We start from the raw sequence: 17,318 nt of genomic DNA, 5'->3' as shown, positions 1-17,318 counted from the left end.
CCCTTATCACTCACCGCTGGCAATCTTTTTCTCAAACTGTGTTGCCAGTGTCAATATCTGATTCTGCGTTGCTTCTTCCGCTTTCAGCTCTCCGGTAATGCGGCCGTCGCACATGACGATAATCCGGTCCGCGATTCCCATAACCTCCGGCATCTCAGATGAAACGAACATAACTGCGATTCCCTGCTGCTTTAACTCATTCATCAGGTTGTAGATTTCCACCTTGGCCGCCACATCGATTCCCCTGGTCGGTTCGTCAAATATGACAACCCTTGAGTTTCTCGCCAGCCATTTTCCTACAACGACCTTCTGCTGGTTTCCGCCTGATAAGTTTCCCGCCTCCACTTCCACGGTCGGCGTCTTAACCTTTAAGTTTTCCACAACGCTGTCACACATCTCATGCTCTTTTGCACTGCTGACAACGCCCAGCTTATTGCAGAGGAGATCCAGGTTCGGAAGCGCTATGTTGTGACGGATGCTTAACTTCGTGCACAGGCCGTCTTTCTTCCTGTCCTCCGGCGCCAGTACAATCCCCGCCTTGATTGCATCCTCCGGCTTATGTATTACAACTTCCTTTCCGTCAAGGATAATCTCGCCGCTCTCTTTCGGGTCAACACCGAAAATCGCCCTCGTCGTCTCGGTCCGCCCGGCTCCCATCAGCCCGGCAAAACCGACTATCTCACCCTCATAGAGGGAAAACTCAACATTTCTGACCAGCCGCCCGGCGTTTAAATTCTTGACCTCCAGGACCAGCTTTCCCTTCTCACACTCTACCCTTGGGAATTTTTCCTTAATCTCGCGGCCTACCATGTTGGCGATAATTTCATCCATCGTCGCATCCTTAAAATTCATGGATGTGATGTACTGGCCGTCACGCATGATTGTTACTCTGTCCACAATGTGCTGAAGCTCTTCCAGCCGGTGGGAAATATATACGATTCCGCAGCCCCGCTCCTTCAGTTCCCGTATGATTCTGAATAAGTCCTCAATCTCCCTGGCTGTCAGGGCCGATGTCGGCTCATCCATGATCAGGATTTTGGCATTGGTGGAGAGCGCTTTGGCAATCTCTACCATCTGCTGCATGGATACCGGAAGCTCTCCGACTACCTGCTGCGGCCTTAAATCAATTTTTAAATCATCGAGAATCCTCTGTGCTTCGGCTTCCATCGCCGAATTCGAGAGCATAATGCCTTTTCTCTTTTCTCTTCCGAGGAACATATTTTCCGCTACCGAGAGATGGCGGCACATGTTTAATTCCTGATGGATGATTGCCACTCCGACTTCCTGGGCCTGTTTCGGGTTTAAATCCCCGTACTCCCGGCCGAAGATTGTCATGCTGCCCTCGTCCCTTGTGTAAACACCGCTCAGGATTTTCATCAGTGTGCTTTTTCCTGCTCCGTTTTCCCCCAGAAGCGCCATTACTTCGCCTGAACGAAGCTCAAAATGGACGTGATCGAGCGCTTTAACTCCCGGAAAGCTCTTGCTGATATTTTCCATAGAAACGATTGTCTCATTCATTTTCTGACACCTGTCTTTCCCTTTTTCTTCCCTGCTTATTTTTCATATCATCGTTATGGTTCTATTATATCAGAGGGGTTTTGTACAAATAAGGGGGTAAAGATTGTTCTTATAGGGGGTTTTTTATGCACTTTAACCGAGCCGGTGGGTGGTTTTTTTGTTTTTTATTGACGAATCGGTGAAATGGACGGACTGTGAGGATTTTTCTGTTGGGAAGATTTGCAGAAATGAGCGGCGGAGCCTGCCGGGAGGAGCACGGCAGAAACGACAGAGACGGAATAACCTGCGGTACCGTTTGGCATTTGGCGGAATCTCAATATGCCGGTACAATACCTGCACGTATTATGGTAAAATAGCCGTATCAGAGTTGAAAGGAGAAGTTATGGATCTATATCGTTTCTGGCGTGCGGTACTGAAACAGGATGCCGAAGCCATCCGAACCTTTTTCCATCCGGAAGCTCACGTAAGGTGGCATAATTCGAATGAGGATTTTACAGTGGAGGAATTTATACGGGCCAACTGTGAATATCCCGGAGAATGGGACGGAAAGATAGAAAGAATTGAAACAAACGGCAGTTTAACCGTCACCGCCACCCATGTGCATTCCGTTGACCATACGTTATCATTCCATGTTGTTTCCTTTATCAGGATTGAGGACGGTAAGATTATCTCGGTCGATGAATATTGGGGTGACGACGGCCCCGTCCCGCAGTGGCGTCTCGATAAACACATTGGAAAAGCCATCATAAAATATTAAAACACAATTTGTCAGGAGGTATCACTATGCCGGAGAAACCGGAAGAAATGAAACAATTCATGGAGCGTCTGGAGCGCTCCAACGCAGGTCAGGAGAAATATGCCAAGCTTCAATACAGAATGAGCCAGATTACCGCTGCCGCCAGCATCCTCATTCTCTGTATCGTCCTCTACACGGCCGCCACCGTCATTCCAAAGGTCACCACCCTGTTTGACGACATCCAGGTGTCCGTGTCCAATATTCAAAAAATATCCCAGGACCTGTCCGACGCCGACCTGCCGCAGATGATCGACAACATGGACAGCCTCGTTACCACCAGCGAATCCAGCATCCGGGACGCAGTGGACAAACTGAACTCCATTGATTTTGATTCGCTGAACAGCGCGATACGGGATCTGGCGAATATTGTGCGGCCGCTTGGGAGATTGTTTGGGGGGTGACTTTAAAAATAAGGATTTAATTGAGATGCGAGGACGCCTCTGTAAGACGGCGGACGGGGTAGTGGGTTGGATGGATGAGTCTTCAGTCCCGGTTTATAGGGTGTGGTGAGGGGGAATCCAGGAGAAAAAATTCCTACGGGGACTCGCTTCCGCTTGTGGAATGCGCAGCGGATGCTAGCTTCGTGAGAAACCTCAGCAAGCACCGGCGGATTCCAAGGTCTCCCTTCGGAACGTTTTCTCCTTCCCCGGGCAGTTTGTCGACGGGACTGAAGACTCAGCGAAGGGTTTTGCCCCGTCTGCCGGCTTCAGGGCTGATTGTCTCTTTCGTCAAGTAAGGGGGAGGTATTGTCGCGGCCACTATGGAGTCGTGAATCTTTTACCTTATGAAGGTATTCCGGGCTGGATTCGAAGAAAAATCCAAAGCACGAGAAAATGTAGTGGTAGCGACAATACCTCCCCCCTGAAGGAATAAGAACAAATCAGCGGCCGCAGGCCGGGGTACGGGATGGCGAAAACCTTCGCGTCTTCAGTCCCGGGGTATAACCTTCCCGTGGGGAATCCGGGAGAAAAAGATTCCGGAGGGAACCTGGGAGTTCATCAGTACTTAGGCGGCGTATTTTGGCGCCTTAGTACTGCTATGCACTCCAAAGAGCGCAAGCGTTTCCCGCAGGAACTTTTTCTGCCCGGATTCCCCACCCGCGACAACTTGCAAGCCGGGACTGAAGACTCACACCCTCCCCTCACCATCCCGCCCCCCGACCGTCCCGGCGGCGTTCTCATTCCTCAATTAAATCCTCAATCTCCCCAGAAATAAAGCGCCTTCACATACCCTTTTGCATCTCTGACCAGAACATTCCCCGAGTACTCCTGAGGCCCATACGGCCCCTGTTCGTCAAAATCCATCACCCTGTAATTCCCGGCCGACTCTTTCAGTTCTTCCCGCTTCATATTAAAATATCCGTAATACTCTTCACAGGCTCCCTTCAAAACATAGACGTCTCCCTGATACACCCTTTTAAACCTTGTATCGGCGCTGTCCGCCCACAGGCTGTAAAGTCCCGTTCCCGGGTTATAGGAGCTCATGACATAATCGCCTTCCGCCTCATCTCCGAATACAAATTCTCCGTATTCCTGGTCTATTGCCTTTTTCAGCGTTTTCTGTTCTCCCGTAAGCTCATCGGTAGAAACCACAAGTTCCTCCCCATCCGAAAGCCTGCGGTACTGCTCCCGTGTCAGCGTGATAGGAACTGAAATTGTTCCTTCCGCCTTATAATAAATACCTCTATCTTCCGTATGCTCCCTGTCCGAGGCCAGCGTAACCAGGATCTCGCCGCTCTCCGGCAGCAGTGACAGATAGGGCGCCGGAGAGAGCGCATCGTACTCCCTCTTCTGCTCTTTTGCCTTATTTGCATCATAATCATCCTCGGCTTCCTGTAAAAAGGATATATTTCTTTTTATCAGGTTTCCCAGGAGCCTGTCATCAAACTGAGCCGGATCCGTTGTGCCCTGATACCAGGGTTTTGCCCCAAAATATGCGTTCAGCTCTTCATTCTGGAACTTTCTCCCGTAAACCGCATAAAACTGATTTCTGATGATTCTCATCTGTTCCTTATTAAGGCCAATCAGATCGGCGCCGTTTAACGGTCTGTAAAAGGCCTCCGGCAGTTCCAGGTTCTCTTTGCATGTATAGTATATCCCTGCCGCCTCGCCGTTTCCGTTCAGGGAGACGGTTCCGTCCCGGTTCACACTCAGTTCCACAGCGGCCGCGGTATTACCGGCCGCTCCGTCCATCTCATTTGTAAGGCTGTAGGATGAGGTTTTGCTGCTGTAAGGCAGACGGTACACGCCCAGTCCCAGGACGGCATTCGAACGCTCCCAATCCTGAGGCTCCATGCTCCTCTTATTGACCGTAACACTTAATGTGTTTCTCTCCCCCGGTCCGCCCGGTAGGATCTCCATGGTGTACCGAAAGTCCCCTGCCTTAAAATAAGAACTGCAAAGCGCCGAAGCACCTGCCGGGAATTCGAATTCGTTATCCATTGCATTCTGCGTAGTTTCCTCTGTTTCCGTCTCCGTTCTCCTGCCGGAGCCGACGCCGTTCTTATCCGGCTCCGCTCCGTTTTCTCTCTCTGTATTTTCCAGACGCTCCTGATTTTCACTTCCGCTTTCACTTACCGGTGTTTCGCTTTTGCCACACGCAGAACAGGTGCTGAGCAGTAATACAGAAATCGATACTATAATCAATTTGTTCGTTTTTTTCATATTGCTTTCCCCTCTACTCTTTTTCTCTTCTGAAAAACTCCGCTATCTTTCGAGCCAGAGTCTTCTGTTCCCTGCCTTTTATTCCCATCTTCCATCCATATCCGCATCTCCTTTTGTCCCGGTGCTCTCTTTTTACTTATTTTACCATAGGTAAACCGCCCTTTCCATCCGCTCAGCCTGTCAAAATCATTGCTTTTTTCTTACGATTGAACGTTCCGAACTTCTCCCGTACCCTGTCGTTTTCATATGACGGCCGCAATACATGGAGGAATAATTCAGGGACGGATTGGGTATGTTGTTAAGAGATTGTTACAGGATAGATGCAACATTGACAGTAACGGATAGGCTCACTATAATGGTAGGGAATCAACGTTCGGCAGGATTTTTCCTTTTTCAGTTTTCTTTCCTGCTGAATAGAAAACGCAGGAAAACTGCGGCTGATTGACACAAGGAGAGAATAAGACTATGCCGGATTTAATTTATGAAGTAAAAGACCATTTGGCCCGCATTACAATGAACCGCCCGGAACACCTCAACTGCTTCAGTGAAGAAATGATACAGCTCTGGACAGCGGCGCTGGAGGATATAAGAGACAGAGACGATGTCTATGCCGTCCTGCTTTCAGGCAATGGAAAGGCATTCTGTGCCGGAGGCGATGTAAAGGCCATGGCAGCCGGTGATGGTTTTTTTGAAAGCCGCGATGATATCACATCCACCGCTCTTGCCAGGAAGAACTCCCTGTGGACGGGGATTCAGAGGATACCGCTCATTCTGGAAGAGATCGACAAGCCCGTAATTGCCAAAATCCACGGAGCCGCTGTCGGCGCCGGGCTGGATATGGCCCTGATGTGTGACGTTCGAATCGCCTCGGAAAGCGCCACTCTGTCGGAGAGTTATTTTAACGCCGGTATCGTACCGGGAGACGGCGGCGCCTATTTCCTTCCGCGCCTGGTTGGACGCGATAAAGCGCTTGATATGTTCTGGACCGCCAGGGTATTAAAGGGAGAAGAAGCGGAACGGATTGGACTGGTAACACACACGGTTCCCCCTGAGGAGCTTGATGAATATGTAGAAAATTACATGCAGAAACTTCTGGAAGCCCCCCAGCAGGCCATGCGCCTGACAAAAAGGGCTATCTATCAGAGTGAACAGAGCACGCTCCGCTCCTCCCTGGATATGGTTTCCTCCTTTATGGGTATTGTAACCGAGCTGGACGATTACCGCATGCGCACCGCTGCGCTGGTGGAACGCCTGAATAAAAAATCCGATAAAAAACGATAAAACAACGAAAAGCACGCTTCGCGGACTTTTCATCGCCACTCAAGAAAAGCCGTGAGAACTGTTGGCATAATGCCTCCTGTTTTCACGGCCTTTTCTTATTTATATCATAGGAGCACTTTCCTATGATATAAATATATTATGACAACCAGTTGTCATGTTTTATCTGCTATACTGTAACTGACAATATGAAAGACCACATCATAATGGAGGATAAAATATGAATGTAAATTTAAATGAACTGCAAAAAACACTGGCCGAAACCGAAGTAATCTCACTCGCGACCAGTGCAGACGATCTGGTCACCGTCCGTCAGGTCAGCCCCCTGTCCATCGGCCTGCTTCTCTATGTGAGGACCTCTCTTTCTTCCAGAAAAGCAATACAAATGATGGAAAACCCGAACGTCGCCGTCTGTGTGGAGAATTTCTATTTTACCGGCCGTTCGGAACTGCTCGGAAAAGTGACGCTTCCGGAAAATGAGGAAATTAAAAATGCATACAGGAAACGGTATCCCGAATCCTTCTCCGAGGATGATGAATTCATCCAGGACGATGAAGTTTTCTTTCTCATCCGGATACGGAAAGTCTCACAGTGGGTCTATGAAAATAATATCCCTGTCGGACTGGCAGAGCTTAAACTGGAGGAATAAGTTATGCGCTTTGAATGTTTGACCACCGTTGATAATGAAATGTACTTAAGAGCCATGGAACTCTACAAAATCAGCTTTCCTTATCATGAGCAGAGAACCGCCGCCTCCCAGACGGAAATCATGGGAAACAGGGAGTACCAGTTTAACCTGATTTATGATGAAGAGGATTTTGTAGGAATTCTTTTATGCTGGGAAACGGAATATTTTATTTACATCGAACATTTCTGTATCGCCCCCGATAAACGCAATCGGCAGTATGGCCAAAAAGCCCTCGCACTTCTGGGGCAGAGGGGAAAGACAGTGATTCTGGAAATTGATCCTCCCGTTGATGAAGTTTCCATCCATCGGAAAGGATTTTATGAAAGAGCCGGATTCAGGGTAAACAGCTTCGATCACGTTCACCCACCGTACCACGAAGCTCACCAGGGACACCGTCTGGTTGTGATGTCCTGCCCGGAGCCGCTTGAAGAAACAGAATATGGCTCATTTAACTTATATTTAAAAAATACGGTCATGGGATGCTGAAATTACCTCACTTCCTAAAATCCGATTCAATCATGTCTCATGCTTATCTGTCCGTCTGCCGGACAGATAAGCATCGCCATCTATGATTCCCCCATTATTTCCAATTCTGGCAAGCCGTTTTCCCGACAGATAATCTTTGCCGAATCTTGCAGCAATAGCAACTTTTTTTACCATACATCCAGAATCCGCATATTTCCTTATAAGCAGGCGCATGATCATCTCGAAGACACGCCCATATTCTTGACATATGATTTTATTCAGATATAATTGAGCTAGCTAATTTAAGTCCATTTCAGTCATGTAAGTTAATTTTCGTCGCAAGAAAGGAGTTAACTAATTGAATCAAATATATGATGTTACAATAATCGGGGCAGGCGTCATCGGCTGCGCTGTGGCCCGCGAGCTTTCACGGTACAATCTGAAAACTGCGGTTGTGGAAAAAGCGCCCGACGTGTGCTGTGAAACCAGCTCCCATAACTCAGCGGTGCTCCACTCCGGATATAATAATAAACCGGGTTCTTTGATGGCAAAATTTTGTGTGGAGGGCAACGCCTGTTTTGATCAGATTGCCGGAGAGCTTGATATTCCGTATAAAAGGACCGGAAAGCTGATCGTCGGCTTTTCCGGAGAGGATCGGGAAAAACTTTGGGAAATGAAGGAAACAGGGGAGAAAAACGGGATCCGGGGACTGGAAATTGTAGAGAAAGATTTTATCCGTGCAAAGGCGCCCTGTATCGACGGTGAGTTTGCCATGTGGTCTCCCACCACCGCCATTTTAAGCCCGTTTGAATTTACATTTGGACTGGCTGAAAATGCTGCGGAGAATGGGGTGGAATTCTTCTTTAACCGCGAAGTCACGGATATCACCCGCGAAACCAAACATTCAGAACAGGGAAACTTTCATTACCGTGTCTGTACGAAAAACGGTTTCTTGATGACCCGCTGGGTCATCAACTGCGCCGGTCTATACTCCGATAAAATATCGGCCATGTTGGGAATCGATGAATATACCATTTATCCCTGCAGGGGAGAATATTTTATTTTAGACAAAAAGCTGGGGGATAAACTGCCCCTGCCGGCCTATCCGGTTCCCGACTACAGTACCGGCGGACTGGGAATCCATCTGACGCCAACGGTGGACGGCAACATCATGATCGGTCCCAGCACCGAGTACATTGATGAACGCGACAATTACGCCGCTACCAAAGACATCATGGATATGCTGATAAAAGACGGGGGACGTATCTTCCCATACATAAAAAGAGACAGTTTTATCCGCAACTTTGCAGGGATAAGGCCCAAACTTACGCCTAAGGGCGTCGGCGGTTATCACGACTTTGTCATAGAACGCCGCGATGAACTCGCTCCCCGCACCGTCAATCTCGTCGGTATCGAGTCGCCCGGACTTACAAGCGCCGTTCCGATATCACGGGAGGTGGTGCGGCTGATTAAGGAGGTCGAGGCACTAAGGCCCAATCAGAACTTTAATCCGATCCGAAAACGTTTCATCTCCTTCCGCGGCCGTACGCCGGAGGAACAGGAACGTTTGATCCGCAGTAACCCGGATTATGGCGAAATTATCTGCCGCTGTGAAACAATCACAAAAGCAGAAGTGTTAGACGCGATCCGGCGGCCGCTGGGCGCAAATACCGTAACCGGCGTAAAATACCGCTGCCGGGCCATGATGGGCCGCTGCCAGGGAGGCTACTGCCAGACCAGGATCACGGAACTTCTGATGCGGGAGAAACAGATACCACTTACAGAACTGACATACAGCCGGAATGGCTCATCCATATTTACGGGAGCGGTGAGAGACGAATGAATAGAATCCATAAAGATGTGATAATCATTGGCGGCGGCCCCGGAGGCCTGGCTGCCGCGATTAAACTAAAAGAAAACAGCGTCCAAGATATCCTGATTGTGGAACGGGAACATCACCTGGGCGGAATCCTCCGCCAGTGTATCCACGACGGATTTGGCCTGACGCGCTTTAAAACAAGCCTGTCCGGACCGGAATATGCCCAGTATTTTATCGATCGTGTAAAGGAACTGGGCATCGAATTTGTCACAGACACCACGGTAATCGGCCTTACTCCCGACAGGAGGGTGATCGCCGCTTCCTCCGGCGGACTGTCGTGTTACCAGGCGGACGCCGTCATCCTGACCATGGGATGCCGGGAGCGCACCCGCGGCGCGCTGTCTATCCCCGGTGAACGGCCATCCGGTGTCTTTACGGCCGGAGTGGCACAGACATATATTAATTTAAAAAATAAAATGATCGGAAAACGCGTTGTCATCCTGGGTTCCGGCGATATCGGAATGATTATGGCCAGAAGACTGACCCTTGAAGGCGCCTCGGTTGAAGCCGTATTTGAGATACAGCCCTATCCCAGCGGCCTTCCCCGCAACATTGAACAATGCCTAAACGATTATCAGATTCCGCTCTATCTGAGCCACACCGTGACGGAAATCAAGGGCCATAACCGCCTGGAATCCGTCGTCGTCAGCAAAGTGGATGAAGAGATGAATCCAATACCGGGGACGGAAAAGGAATATCCCTGCGATACCCTCATCCTCTCCGTCGGCCTGATACCGGAAAATGAGCTGACCTCCATGGCGGATGTGGAACTGGATCCCAGAACCAAAGGCGCTGTGGTGGACGAATTTTACCACACCAGCACGCCCGGCATATTTGCCGCCGGCAATGTTCTTCACGTACATGACCTGGTGGACTTTGTCTCCCTGGAAGCGGAACGCCTGGCCGATTCTGTGACACGCTATCTGTCCGGCAGTCTTCCCGCCCCGTCCATTACTTTGGAAACAGACGGCTCCATCGGATACACCGTGCCTCAGAAGATCACCGGGACATGTGATGCGCTTCTCTCCTTCCGTCCCCGCAGGCCGTTCAAAAACTGCTGCGTCCGTTTAGAACAGGATGGAAAAATCATTTCCTCTGCGCACTTTGACAGGATGATACCCGCGGAAATGGAACAGATTGCCCTCCCTAAGAGCGCTCTTCTCTCAAATCATACAATAAAGGTGGTGATGAGCAATGACTAAAACATTTACCTGTATCCTCTGCCCGGGCGGCTGTGAAATTGAGGCGGTGTACGACGGTACCGAAGTCCTCTCTTTAAAAGGAAACAAATGCCCCAGGGGCGCCGATTACGTCGGGCAGGAACTGACTCACCCGGTACGCACCATTTCCACCTCGGTCCTGGTCAGGAGCGGGGAACTCCCGCTGTGCAGCGTGCGCCTGACAAACCCGGTGCCCAGAGAGAAAATTTTCGACGTCATGGGTGAAATCAGGAAACTCAGCCTTGACGCCCCGGTGCAGATCGGGCAGATCCTGATTCACAATGTGCTTGGACTGGACAGTGATGTTATTGCGACACGGCCAATTGAGAGGGTGAATTTAATCGAGGAATGAGAACACGGCGGAACGGACGGGAACTGGATGATGAGAATAGGGTTGTGAGTCTTCCGTCCCGGGCTTTAGGTTGTCGCGGTGGGGAGAATCCGGGCAGAATTTGCCAAAAAAGGAGCCCCGGTTTCGGGGCTCTCAGTTACGATGCCAATAGTAAATGTGAGTCTAAGTCAGGCGTCTCTACTATTTACCTTTTATTTTTTCTCACCTTTTATTCTGCCTGAATTTTATTTTACTCGCCTATTATCCTATTCGCCCTTTATCATAGAACCGCAGTATTCACATTCCGTTACGGCTCCCCTTGCCACCTTGTTCACGCCTCCGCATCCTTTGCAGTTCACCGTCATATATTCTATCTTCTGCTGGACCGGCGCCTGGTTTATAGCCGGCGGAACCGGCCGTGACTGTGCGGCGGCCTGACTTTTTCCGCCAATTACCAGACGGTTTAAATTTGCATCGATATAAGCATTGGCAAATAAATTCTTTTTGATCATTTTCTCGATGTTAGACTTGACAATATCCGGGGAAGTATTGAGCGCCGCCGCCAGATAATCGATGTTTCCCGTCTCATTACCCGACAAGGCCGTTACATATTTTTTAAAGTCCACGGTCAGCTTACGTCTTTTTCTGCTGAAGAAAATTAAAACCAGTCCTATCACGTCGCAGACAAGACAAAACTGTAAAAAGCCACCGGCTCCCAGTTCGTGATCGTAAAGCGACATAATCGTACATAAACCGAAAAGCAGCAAGATAATAATTCCTGCCACCAACTGAACTTTTTCGATAATCTGGTTTATTACCAGGGCTGTTTTGGAACTGTTCACCTCATATACCTCCACGCTGTAATGATTCTGTTATACTTCAAAACCTGTTTTAATATTCCATTCAATCCTGCCGCTGAAACGGCTGCGGCCCGCGTTAAAAACGCGCAGTTCATCGTTTCATTGCCTTTGAAACGGTATAAAATATAGTTCCGGCCATCATCCCCACAATTAGCAGCACCGCTTCCACTGCGATAAACCCCTTTACCGCCTCCTTCAGTACCGTCATAAAGAGCAGGGAGCTTATAAATGTTAAAAAAGAATATGTAATGATTACCGTTCCGATACCGACTCTCGCTATAATCTGGGATGTCTTATCCGCTATTGCGTCAAGGAATATTAATCCGCCAAACAGAACTCCTTCCGACAAAACCATGAAAAACAGCGCCACAGCCGTTACACCATGCCAGTCCCTTATAAACAATCCACACAGGATCAGGGTCAGAATAATTGTTAATGCCGCCAATATCCCATATGTTTTTCTATATTTCATATGCGTCTCCTTTAAAGCTTTTCTCCACATTCCAGACAGAATTTCGGACTGCCTTCAAATGCCGTGCCGCATTTCGGACATCTCTTTACCAAAGCTTCCCCGCACTGCGGACAAAATTTCATCTCTGAGGTAATTGCGGCTCCGCATCCGGGACACGCCTTTTTCGGTTCATACCCGCAGGCAGAGCATTGAACGTCTCCCTCCGCCAAATCATTGCCGCATTCCGGGCAGTGATTTATCTTTCTGCCGCATTCCGGGCAAAATTTAACAGATTTTGTAATTTTACATCCGCAGGCCGAACATTTTGCCTCCGCCGGTTCTTCTCTCGGCTCCTGATCGGTATCAAATCCGCACATACCGCAGAATCTTTGCTTACCCGTCATGGCTGCGTGGCACTTGGGACATTCTTTCGTTCCGCCATCGTCCGTTTTTAATCCTTGCGCCATCTCGGTAAAAGCTCCGCCTACGCCGTGCCCCATTCCGAGGCCCATTCCCAGTCCCATGCCTGCCCCCATGAGGGGAGCAGCCGTCGAACCTGTATTTTTTGCAGCTCCCTCCAGGGTATCAAAGGAACGTTCCTGCTGGTAATTATATCCGATGATATTCATCTCCGCTCTCTTTGCGAGGGCCGCCTTCAGCCGTTTAACGGCCGGATCCTCCTCGGGGACACTTATATCATTGACGTAAAATGTTGCCAGCTTGATTCCGTATTCCTCCAAAACCGGCTCCATCCGTGTTTTCATGAATTCAGAAAGTTCATCCAGATACGCATTGATTTCCAGGATGCTGATTTGTTTATGTATCAGATAGGTGGAAATGGAATCCTTTACCTTCGTTATGTACAGACCTCTGAAATATTTGATAATATCCATCTTTCCAAACGCCGGAAGGGTCCCCACCAGTTTTACCAGAAATTTTTTGGAATCCTCAATCTGGATTCCAAAGGCACCATTCGATCTGACCGGTACAAAAATCCCGTACTTTGCATCCTGCACCTGGATCGGTGTCGGTGTTCCCCACTTTACATCAAGATTATATGCCTTATTGACAAACCATACCTCCGCGGTAAAAGGGGAACGGTTGCCGAAGGGCAGATTGATAATTTTGTTCAGAAACGGAATATTGGCCGTATCTAAAGTGTGACGGCCACTTTCAAAAACATCCAGCGCCCGGCCGCCCTTAAACAGAATCGCTTCCTGGGATTCATTCACAATAAGCTGTGTCCAGGTTCCCAGCTCCTCGCTTGGGTATTTCCATGCAAAGGTATCCGGGTTCCCATTATATTTTATCACATCAACAATAGCCATTCTTACTACCTCCTTGGCTGTTTTGGTTCATTTTTCACCATAAAAATAGTCGAATTTTGTAATAGAAAGCACATTATTGACGACTTATTTTATTGTATACATAAGAAAGGATACCACAGAATCAGGAATATTACAATTAGGATGACAGGATTTAGAATATTTTGAAAAAAAGAAAAAAGATTATATGGGCTAATATTTGCACTTTGTATAAGAAAATTGCATTTTATATAACAAAAAAACCAGAATTCCTCTTATATTAAGATAATTCTGGTAATAAAAAGAGCGCGAGACGGGATTCGAACCCGCGACCCTCGCCTTGGCAAGGCGATACTCCACCACTGAGCCACTCGCGCATATCATAGAATCGGGGTGACAGGATTCGAACCTGCGACCTCCTGGTCCCAAACCAGGCGCTCTAGCCAAGCTGAGCCACACCCCGTCATCCGTTTCTGATATAATCTTATTCAGTTATGAAAAAATCATATACCTTCAAAACCACATATTGAAATTCATCCGTTTTAAACTTTGTTTCCCTGTCAATTCACTAAACTCGGTAACACCTCGTTAAGTGTCTGACGTGCCTCGTACTAAGTTCGGCAATACCTCACTAAGTACTCTGGCAATATCCATAACCTAACCTTTTGGTTAAGCCCTCGACCGATTAGTAACAGTCAGCTGCACATGTTGCCATGCTTCCACCTCTGCCCTATCTACCTCGTCGTCTTCAAGGGGTCTTACTCTTGCGATGGGATATCTCATCTTGAGGGGGGCTTCACGCTTAGATGCCTTCAGCGTTTATCCCGTCCCGACTTGGCTACTCTGCCATAGGATTGATTCCTAACAGATACACCAGAGGTCAGTCCATCCCGGTCCTCTCGTACTAAGGACAGCTCCTCTCAAATATCCTACGCCCGCGCCGGATAGGGACCGAACTGTCTCACGACGTTCTGAACCCAGCTCGCGTACCGCTTTAATGGGCGAACAGCCCAACCCTTGGGACCTACTTCAGCCCCAGGATGCGATGAGCCGACATCGAGGTGCCAAACCACTCCGTCGATGTGAACTCTTGGGAGTGATAAGCCTGTTATCCCCAGGGTAGCTTTTATCCGTTGAGCGATGGCAATCCCACTTTCATACCACCGGATCACTAAGTCCTACTTTCGTACCTGCTCGACCCGTCAGTCTCGCAGTCAAGCTCCCTTATGCCTTTGCACTCTTTGAATGGTTTCCAACCATTCTGAGGGAACCTTTGAGCGCCTCCGATACCCTTTCGGAGGCGACCGCCCCAGTCAAACTCCCCACCTGACATTGTCCCACCACCGGATCACGGTGGCTGGTTAGAAATCCAGTATCACAAGGGTGGTATCCCAACAGTGACTCCAAGAAGACTGGCGTCCTCCCTTCTTTGTCTCCCACCTATCCTGTACATGCAATACCGAATCCCAGTATCAAGCTAGAGTAAAGCTCCATGGGGTCTTTCCGTCCTGGCGCAGGTAACCAGCATCTTCACTGGTATTTCAATTTCACCGGGTGCATTGTTGAGACAGCGCTCAAATCATTACGCCTTTCGTGCGGGTCGGAACTTACCCGACAAGGAATTTCGCTACCTTAGGACCGTTATAGTTACGGCCGCCGTTTACTGGGGCTTAGATTCAAAGCTTCGATTGCTCTAACCTCTCCTCGTAACCTTCCAGCACCGGGCAGGCGTCAGCCCATATACCTCACCTTACGGTTTTGCATAGACCTGTGTTTTTGCTAAACAGTTGCTTGAGCCTATTCTCTGCGGCCCACTCTCGTGGGCACCCTTTATCCCGAAGTTACAGGGTCATTTTGCCGAGTTCCTTAACAATGCTTCTCCCGCCGGCCTTAGGATTCTCTCCTCATCCACCTGTGTCGGTTTACGGTACGGGTACATATCACACAATAGCGGCTTTTCTCGACAGCCCCTACGCCAACTTCGCTACTAATAATTCGCTACGCGTCACGTCCTCCTGTTGTTAAGCGGATTTGCCAGCTTAACCAGTCCTACGCTTGCCCCGGTCTTTTCATTCCCGGGTTTGGCACCGGTTCTGTGTCCCCACAGTTCTGATGATATGCAGTACAGGAATTTCAACCTGTTGTCCATCGACTACGCTTCTCAGCCTCGCCTTAGGCCCCGACTTACCCAGAGCAGATCAGCTTTACTCTGGAAACCTTAGATATTCGGCCTGGAGGATTCCCACCTCCATCTCGCTACTCATTCCGGCATTCTCTCTTCTTAAAAGTCCACAGCTCCTTATCGGTACTGCTTCGCTCCTTTAAGAATGCTCCTCTACCAATTGTCTTACGACAATTCCTAAGCTTCGGTGTTGTGTTTTAGCCCCGGACATTTTCGGCGCAGGACCTCTCGACTAGTGAGCTATTACGCACTCTTTGAATGTGTGGCTGCTTCTGAGCCAACATCCTAGTTGTCTTTGAAATCCCACATCCTTTTCCACTTAACACACACTTTGGGACCTTAGCTGTAGGTCTGGGCTCTTTCCCTTTTGACTACCCAACTTATCTCGTGCAGTCTGACTCCCGTACATCATTTACGCGGCATTCGGAGTTTGATATTCTTCGGTAGACTTTGACGTCCCCTAGGAAATTCAGTGCTCTACCTCCGCTAAACTAATACGAGGCTAGCCCTAAAGCTATTTCGAGGAGAACCAGCTATCTCCGGGTTCGATTGGAATTTCTCCCCTATCCACACCTCATCGCCACCCTTTTCAACGGATGTGCGTTCGGTCCTCCATTTCCTTTTACGGAAACTTCAACCTGGACATGGATAGGTCACCCGGTTTCGGGTCTGCACATGCTGACTTGACGCCCTATTAAGACTCGCTCTCGCTTCGGCTCCGCACCTGTAGTGCTTAACCTTGCCAGCATCCGCAACTCGCCGGACCGTTCTACAAAAAGTACGCGGTTGCACCTTAACGTGCTTCCACAGTTTGTAAACACAGGGTTTCAGGTTCTCTTTCACTCCCCTCCCGGGGTCCTTTTCACCTTTCCTTCACAGTACTATGCGCTATCGGTCACTAAGAAGTATTTAGCCTTGGGGGGTGGTCCCCCCGACTTCCCGCAAGGTTCCACGTGTCTCGCGGTACTCTGGATCCTGCTGCTGCCTATTGTTTTCATGTACGGGGCTTTCACCCTCTCTGGCCGGTCTTTCCAGGACCGTTCCATTAACAAATCGGCTCACGTATGCAGTCCGTAACCCCAGAGTGCACGCACTCTGGTTTGGGCTCTTTCCCTTTCGCTCGCCGCTACTCAGGAAATCGATTTTTCTTTCTCTTCCTCCGCCTACTTAGATGTTTCAGTTCAGCGGGTTCCCTTCCATACGTTATGTATTGGCGTATGGATACTTGAGGTCTTCTCAAGTGGGTTTCCCCATTCAGATATCTCCGGATCAAAGGATATTTGCTCCTCCCCGAAGCTTTTCGCAGCTTATCACGTCTTTCATCGGCTCTTAGTGCCAAGGCATCCACCCTGCGCTCTTATTAGCTTAACCAATTGACTCAAACCTGCGGGTGCGGGTTCTTGTCTAAGATTCATAGCGTTGAATCTCTGGTTTAGGTTTACAAATAAATTCGTTTTGGTTTGTTTTTCGGTTACACTTTCGTGTAACACCTCGGATGTCTTGATTTTGTCTCTCTCCCCTTCCTTGTGGCAAGCCACTCAGAAGAGTTTTGAAACTCTATCTAGATATTATTTCAATATGCAGTTTTCAAGGTACATGCGATGCGTTTGCCTGGTCCAGAGTGCCACTCAAGGTCTACGACCTTTCGTTCACGGCGTTTCACGCCTATGCCTGATTCCTCAT

14 protein-coding genes, 2 tRNA genes and 1 rRNA gene are annotated in these 17,318 nt (G+C 49.0%); 8 read left to right on the top strand and 9 right to left on the bottom strand.

Going from position 1 to position 17,318, the window contains the following annotated elements; all coding sequences use genetic code 11:
- Window positions 1-6: 6 nt before the first annotated feature.
- Window positions 7-1,518, bottom strand: coding sequence for a sugar ABC transporter ATP-binding protein (locus tag V3C10_08120; GenBank protein WVP63753.1), 1,512 nt, complete (start codon window positions 1,516-1,518; stop codon window positions 7-9).
- Window positions 1,519-1,900: 382 nt separating this feature from the next.
- Here V3C10_08120 and V3C10_08115 point away from each other — a divergent pair, with 382 nt between their 5' ends.
- Entirely contained in the window at window positions 1,901-2,275 is a 375-nt protein-coding gene (locus V3C10_08115; protein ID WVP63752.1) for a nuclear transport factor 2 family protein, read from the top strand.
- 26 nt (window positions 2,276-2,301) lie between these two features.
- Window positions 2,302-2,715 carry a hypothetical protein gene (locus V3C10_08110; GenBank protein ID WVP63751.1) on the top strand — a complete coding sequence of 138 codons (414 nt, stop codon included), beginning with the start codon at window positions 2,302-2,304 and terminating at the stop codon, window positions 2,713-2,715.
- A gap of 795 nt (window positions 2,716-3,510) precedes the next feature.
- Here the strand turns inward: V3C10_08110 and V3C10_08105 are convergent.
- Window positions 3,511-4,977: a DUF4454 domain-containing protein gene (locus V3C10_08105; GenBank protein ID WVP63750.1), complete on the bottom strand. Its 1,467-nt coding sequence runs from the start codon at window positions 4,975-4,977 to the stop codon at window positions 3,511-3,513.
- 465 nt (window positions 4,978-5,442) lie between these two features.
- Between V3C10_08105 and V3C10_08100 the strand changes: the two genes are divergently transcribed.
- The 3 genes from V3C10_08100 to V3C10_08090 all read left to right on the top strand — a co-directional run bounded on the left by V3C10_08100 (window position 5,443) and on the right by V3C10_08090 (window position 7,429).
- On the top strand, window positions 5,443-6,258 hold the full coding sequence (locus tag V3C10_08100; protein ID WVP63749.1) for an enoyl-CoA hydratase-related protein: 816 nt from the start codon (window positions 5,443-5,445) through the stop codon (window positions 6,256-6,258).
- A 217-nt stretch (window positions 6,259-6,475) separates the two neighbouring features.
- Window positions 6,476-6,904 (top strand): pyridoxamine 5'-phosphate oxidase family protein, encoded by a 429-nt coding sequence (locus V3C10_08095; GenBank protein ID WVP63748.1) that lies wholly within the window; start codon window positions 6,476-6,478, stop codon window positions 6,902-6,904.
- Between the two features lie 3 nt (window positions 6,905-6,907).
- Entirely contained in the window at window positions 6,908-7,429 is a 522-nt protein-coding gene (locus V3C10_08090; GenBank protein WVP63747.1) for a GNAT family N-acetyltransferase, read from the top strand.
- 30 nt (window positions 7,430-7,459) lie between these two features.
- Here V3C10_08090 and V3C10_08085 read toward each other — a convergent pair whose 3' ends face one another.
- Window positions 7,460-7,603: a hypothetical protein gene (locus V3C10_08085; GenBank protein ID WVP63746.1), complete on the bottom strand. Its 144-nt coding sequence runs from the start codon at window positions 7,601-7,603 to the stop codon at window positions 7,460-7,462.
- 163 nt (window positions 7,604-7,766) lie between these two features.
- Between V3C10_08085 and V3C10_08080 the strand changes: the two genes are divergently transcribed.
- The 3 genes from V3C10_08080 to V3C10_08070 are packed head-to-tail and all read left to right on the top strand — an operon-like array spanning window position 7,767 to window position 10,859.
- The gene (locus V3C10_08080; GenBank protein WVP63745.1) at window positions 7,767-9,251 is read left to right on the top strand and encodes an NAD(P)/FAD-dependent oxidoreductase; all 1,485 of its coding nucleotides are present in this window, start codon (window positions 7,767-7,769) and stop codon (window positions 9,249-9,251) included.
- Between the two features lie 5 nt (window positions 9,252-9,256).
- Window positions 9,257-10,489, top strand: a complete 1,233-nt coding sequence (locus V3C10_08075) for an FAD-dependent oxidoreductase (GenBank protein ID WVP64596.1) — start codon at window positions 9,257-9,259, stop codon at window positions 10,487-10,489.
- Window positions 10,482-10,859: a DUF1667 domain-containing protein gene (locus V3C10_08070; GenBank protein WVP63744.1), complete on the top strand. Its 378-nt coding sequence runs from the start codon at window positions 10,482-10,484 to the stop codon at window positions 10,857-10,859. The genes V3C10_08075 and V3C10_08070 overlap by 8 nt, the downstream gene beginning before the upstream one ends.
- A 245-nt stretch (window positions 10,860-11,104) precedes the next feature.
- Here V3C10_08070 and V3C10_08065 read toward each other — a convergent pair whose 3' ends face one another.
- The 6 genes from V3C10_08065 to V3C10_08040 all read right to left on the bottom strand — a co-directional run bounded on the left by V3C10_08065 (window position 11,105) and on the right by V3C10_08040 (window position 17,006).
- Entirely contained in the window at window positions 11,105-11,680 is a 576-nt protein-coding gene (locus V3C10_08065) for a hypothetical protein (protein WVP63743.1), read from the bottom strand.
- Window positions 11,681-11,789: 109 nt separating this feature from the next.
- Entirely contained in the window at window positions 11,790-12,170 is a 381-nt protein-coding gene (locus V3C10_08060) for a hypothetical protein (protein ID WVP63742.1), read from the bottom strand.
- 11 nt (window positions 12,171-12,181) lie between these two features.
- On the bottom strand, window positions 12,182-13,477 hold the full coding sequence (locus tag V3C10_08055) for an SPFH domain-containing protein (protein WVP63741.1): 1,296 nt from the start codon (window positions 13,475-13,477) through the stop codon (window positions 12,182-12,184).
- Between the two features lie 281 nt (window positions 13,478-13,758).
- Window positions 13,759-13,830: transfer RNA gene (locus V3C10_08050), tRNA-Gly, on the bottom strand.
- An 11-nt stretch (window positions 13,831-13,841) separates the two neighbouring features.
- Window positions 13,842-13,916, bottom strand: a tRNA-Pro gene (locus V3C10_08045).
- 202 nt (window positions 13,917-14,118) lie between these two features.
- A 23S ribosomal RNA gene (locus V3C10_08040) occupies window positions 14,119-17,006 on the bottom strand.
- Between the last annotated feature and the right edge of the window lie 312 nt (window positions 17,007-17,318).

The organism is [Clostridium] symbiosum (assembly GCA_036419695.1).
GTDB classification, from domain to species: Bacteria; Bacillota; Clostridia; order Lachnospirales; family Lachnospiraceae; genus Otoolea; species Otoolea symbiosa_A.
The sequence above is the reverse complement of the archived record's forward strand: the minus strand, read 5'-3'. Positions and strand labels throughout refer to the sequence as shown.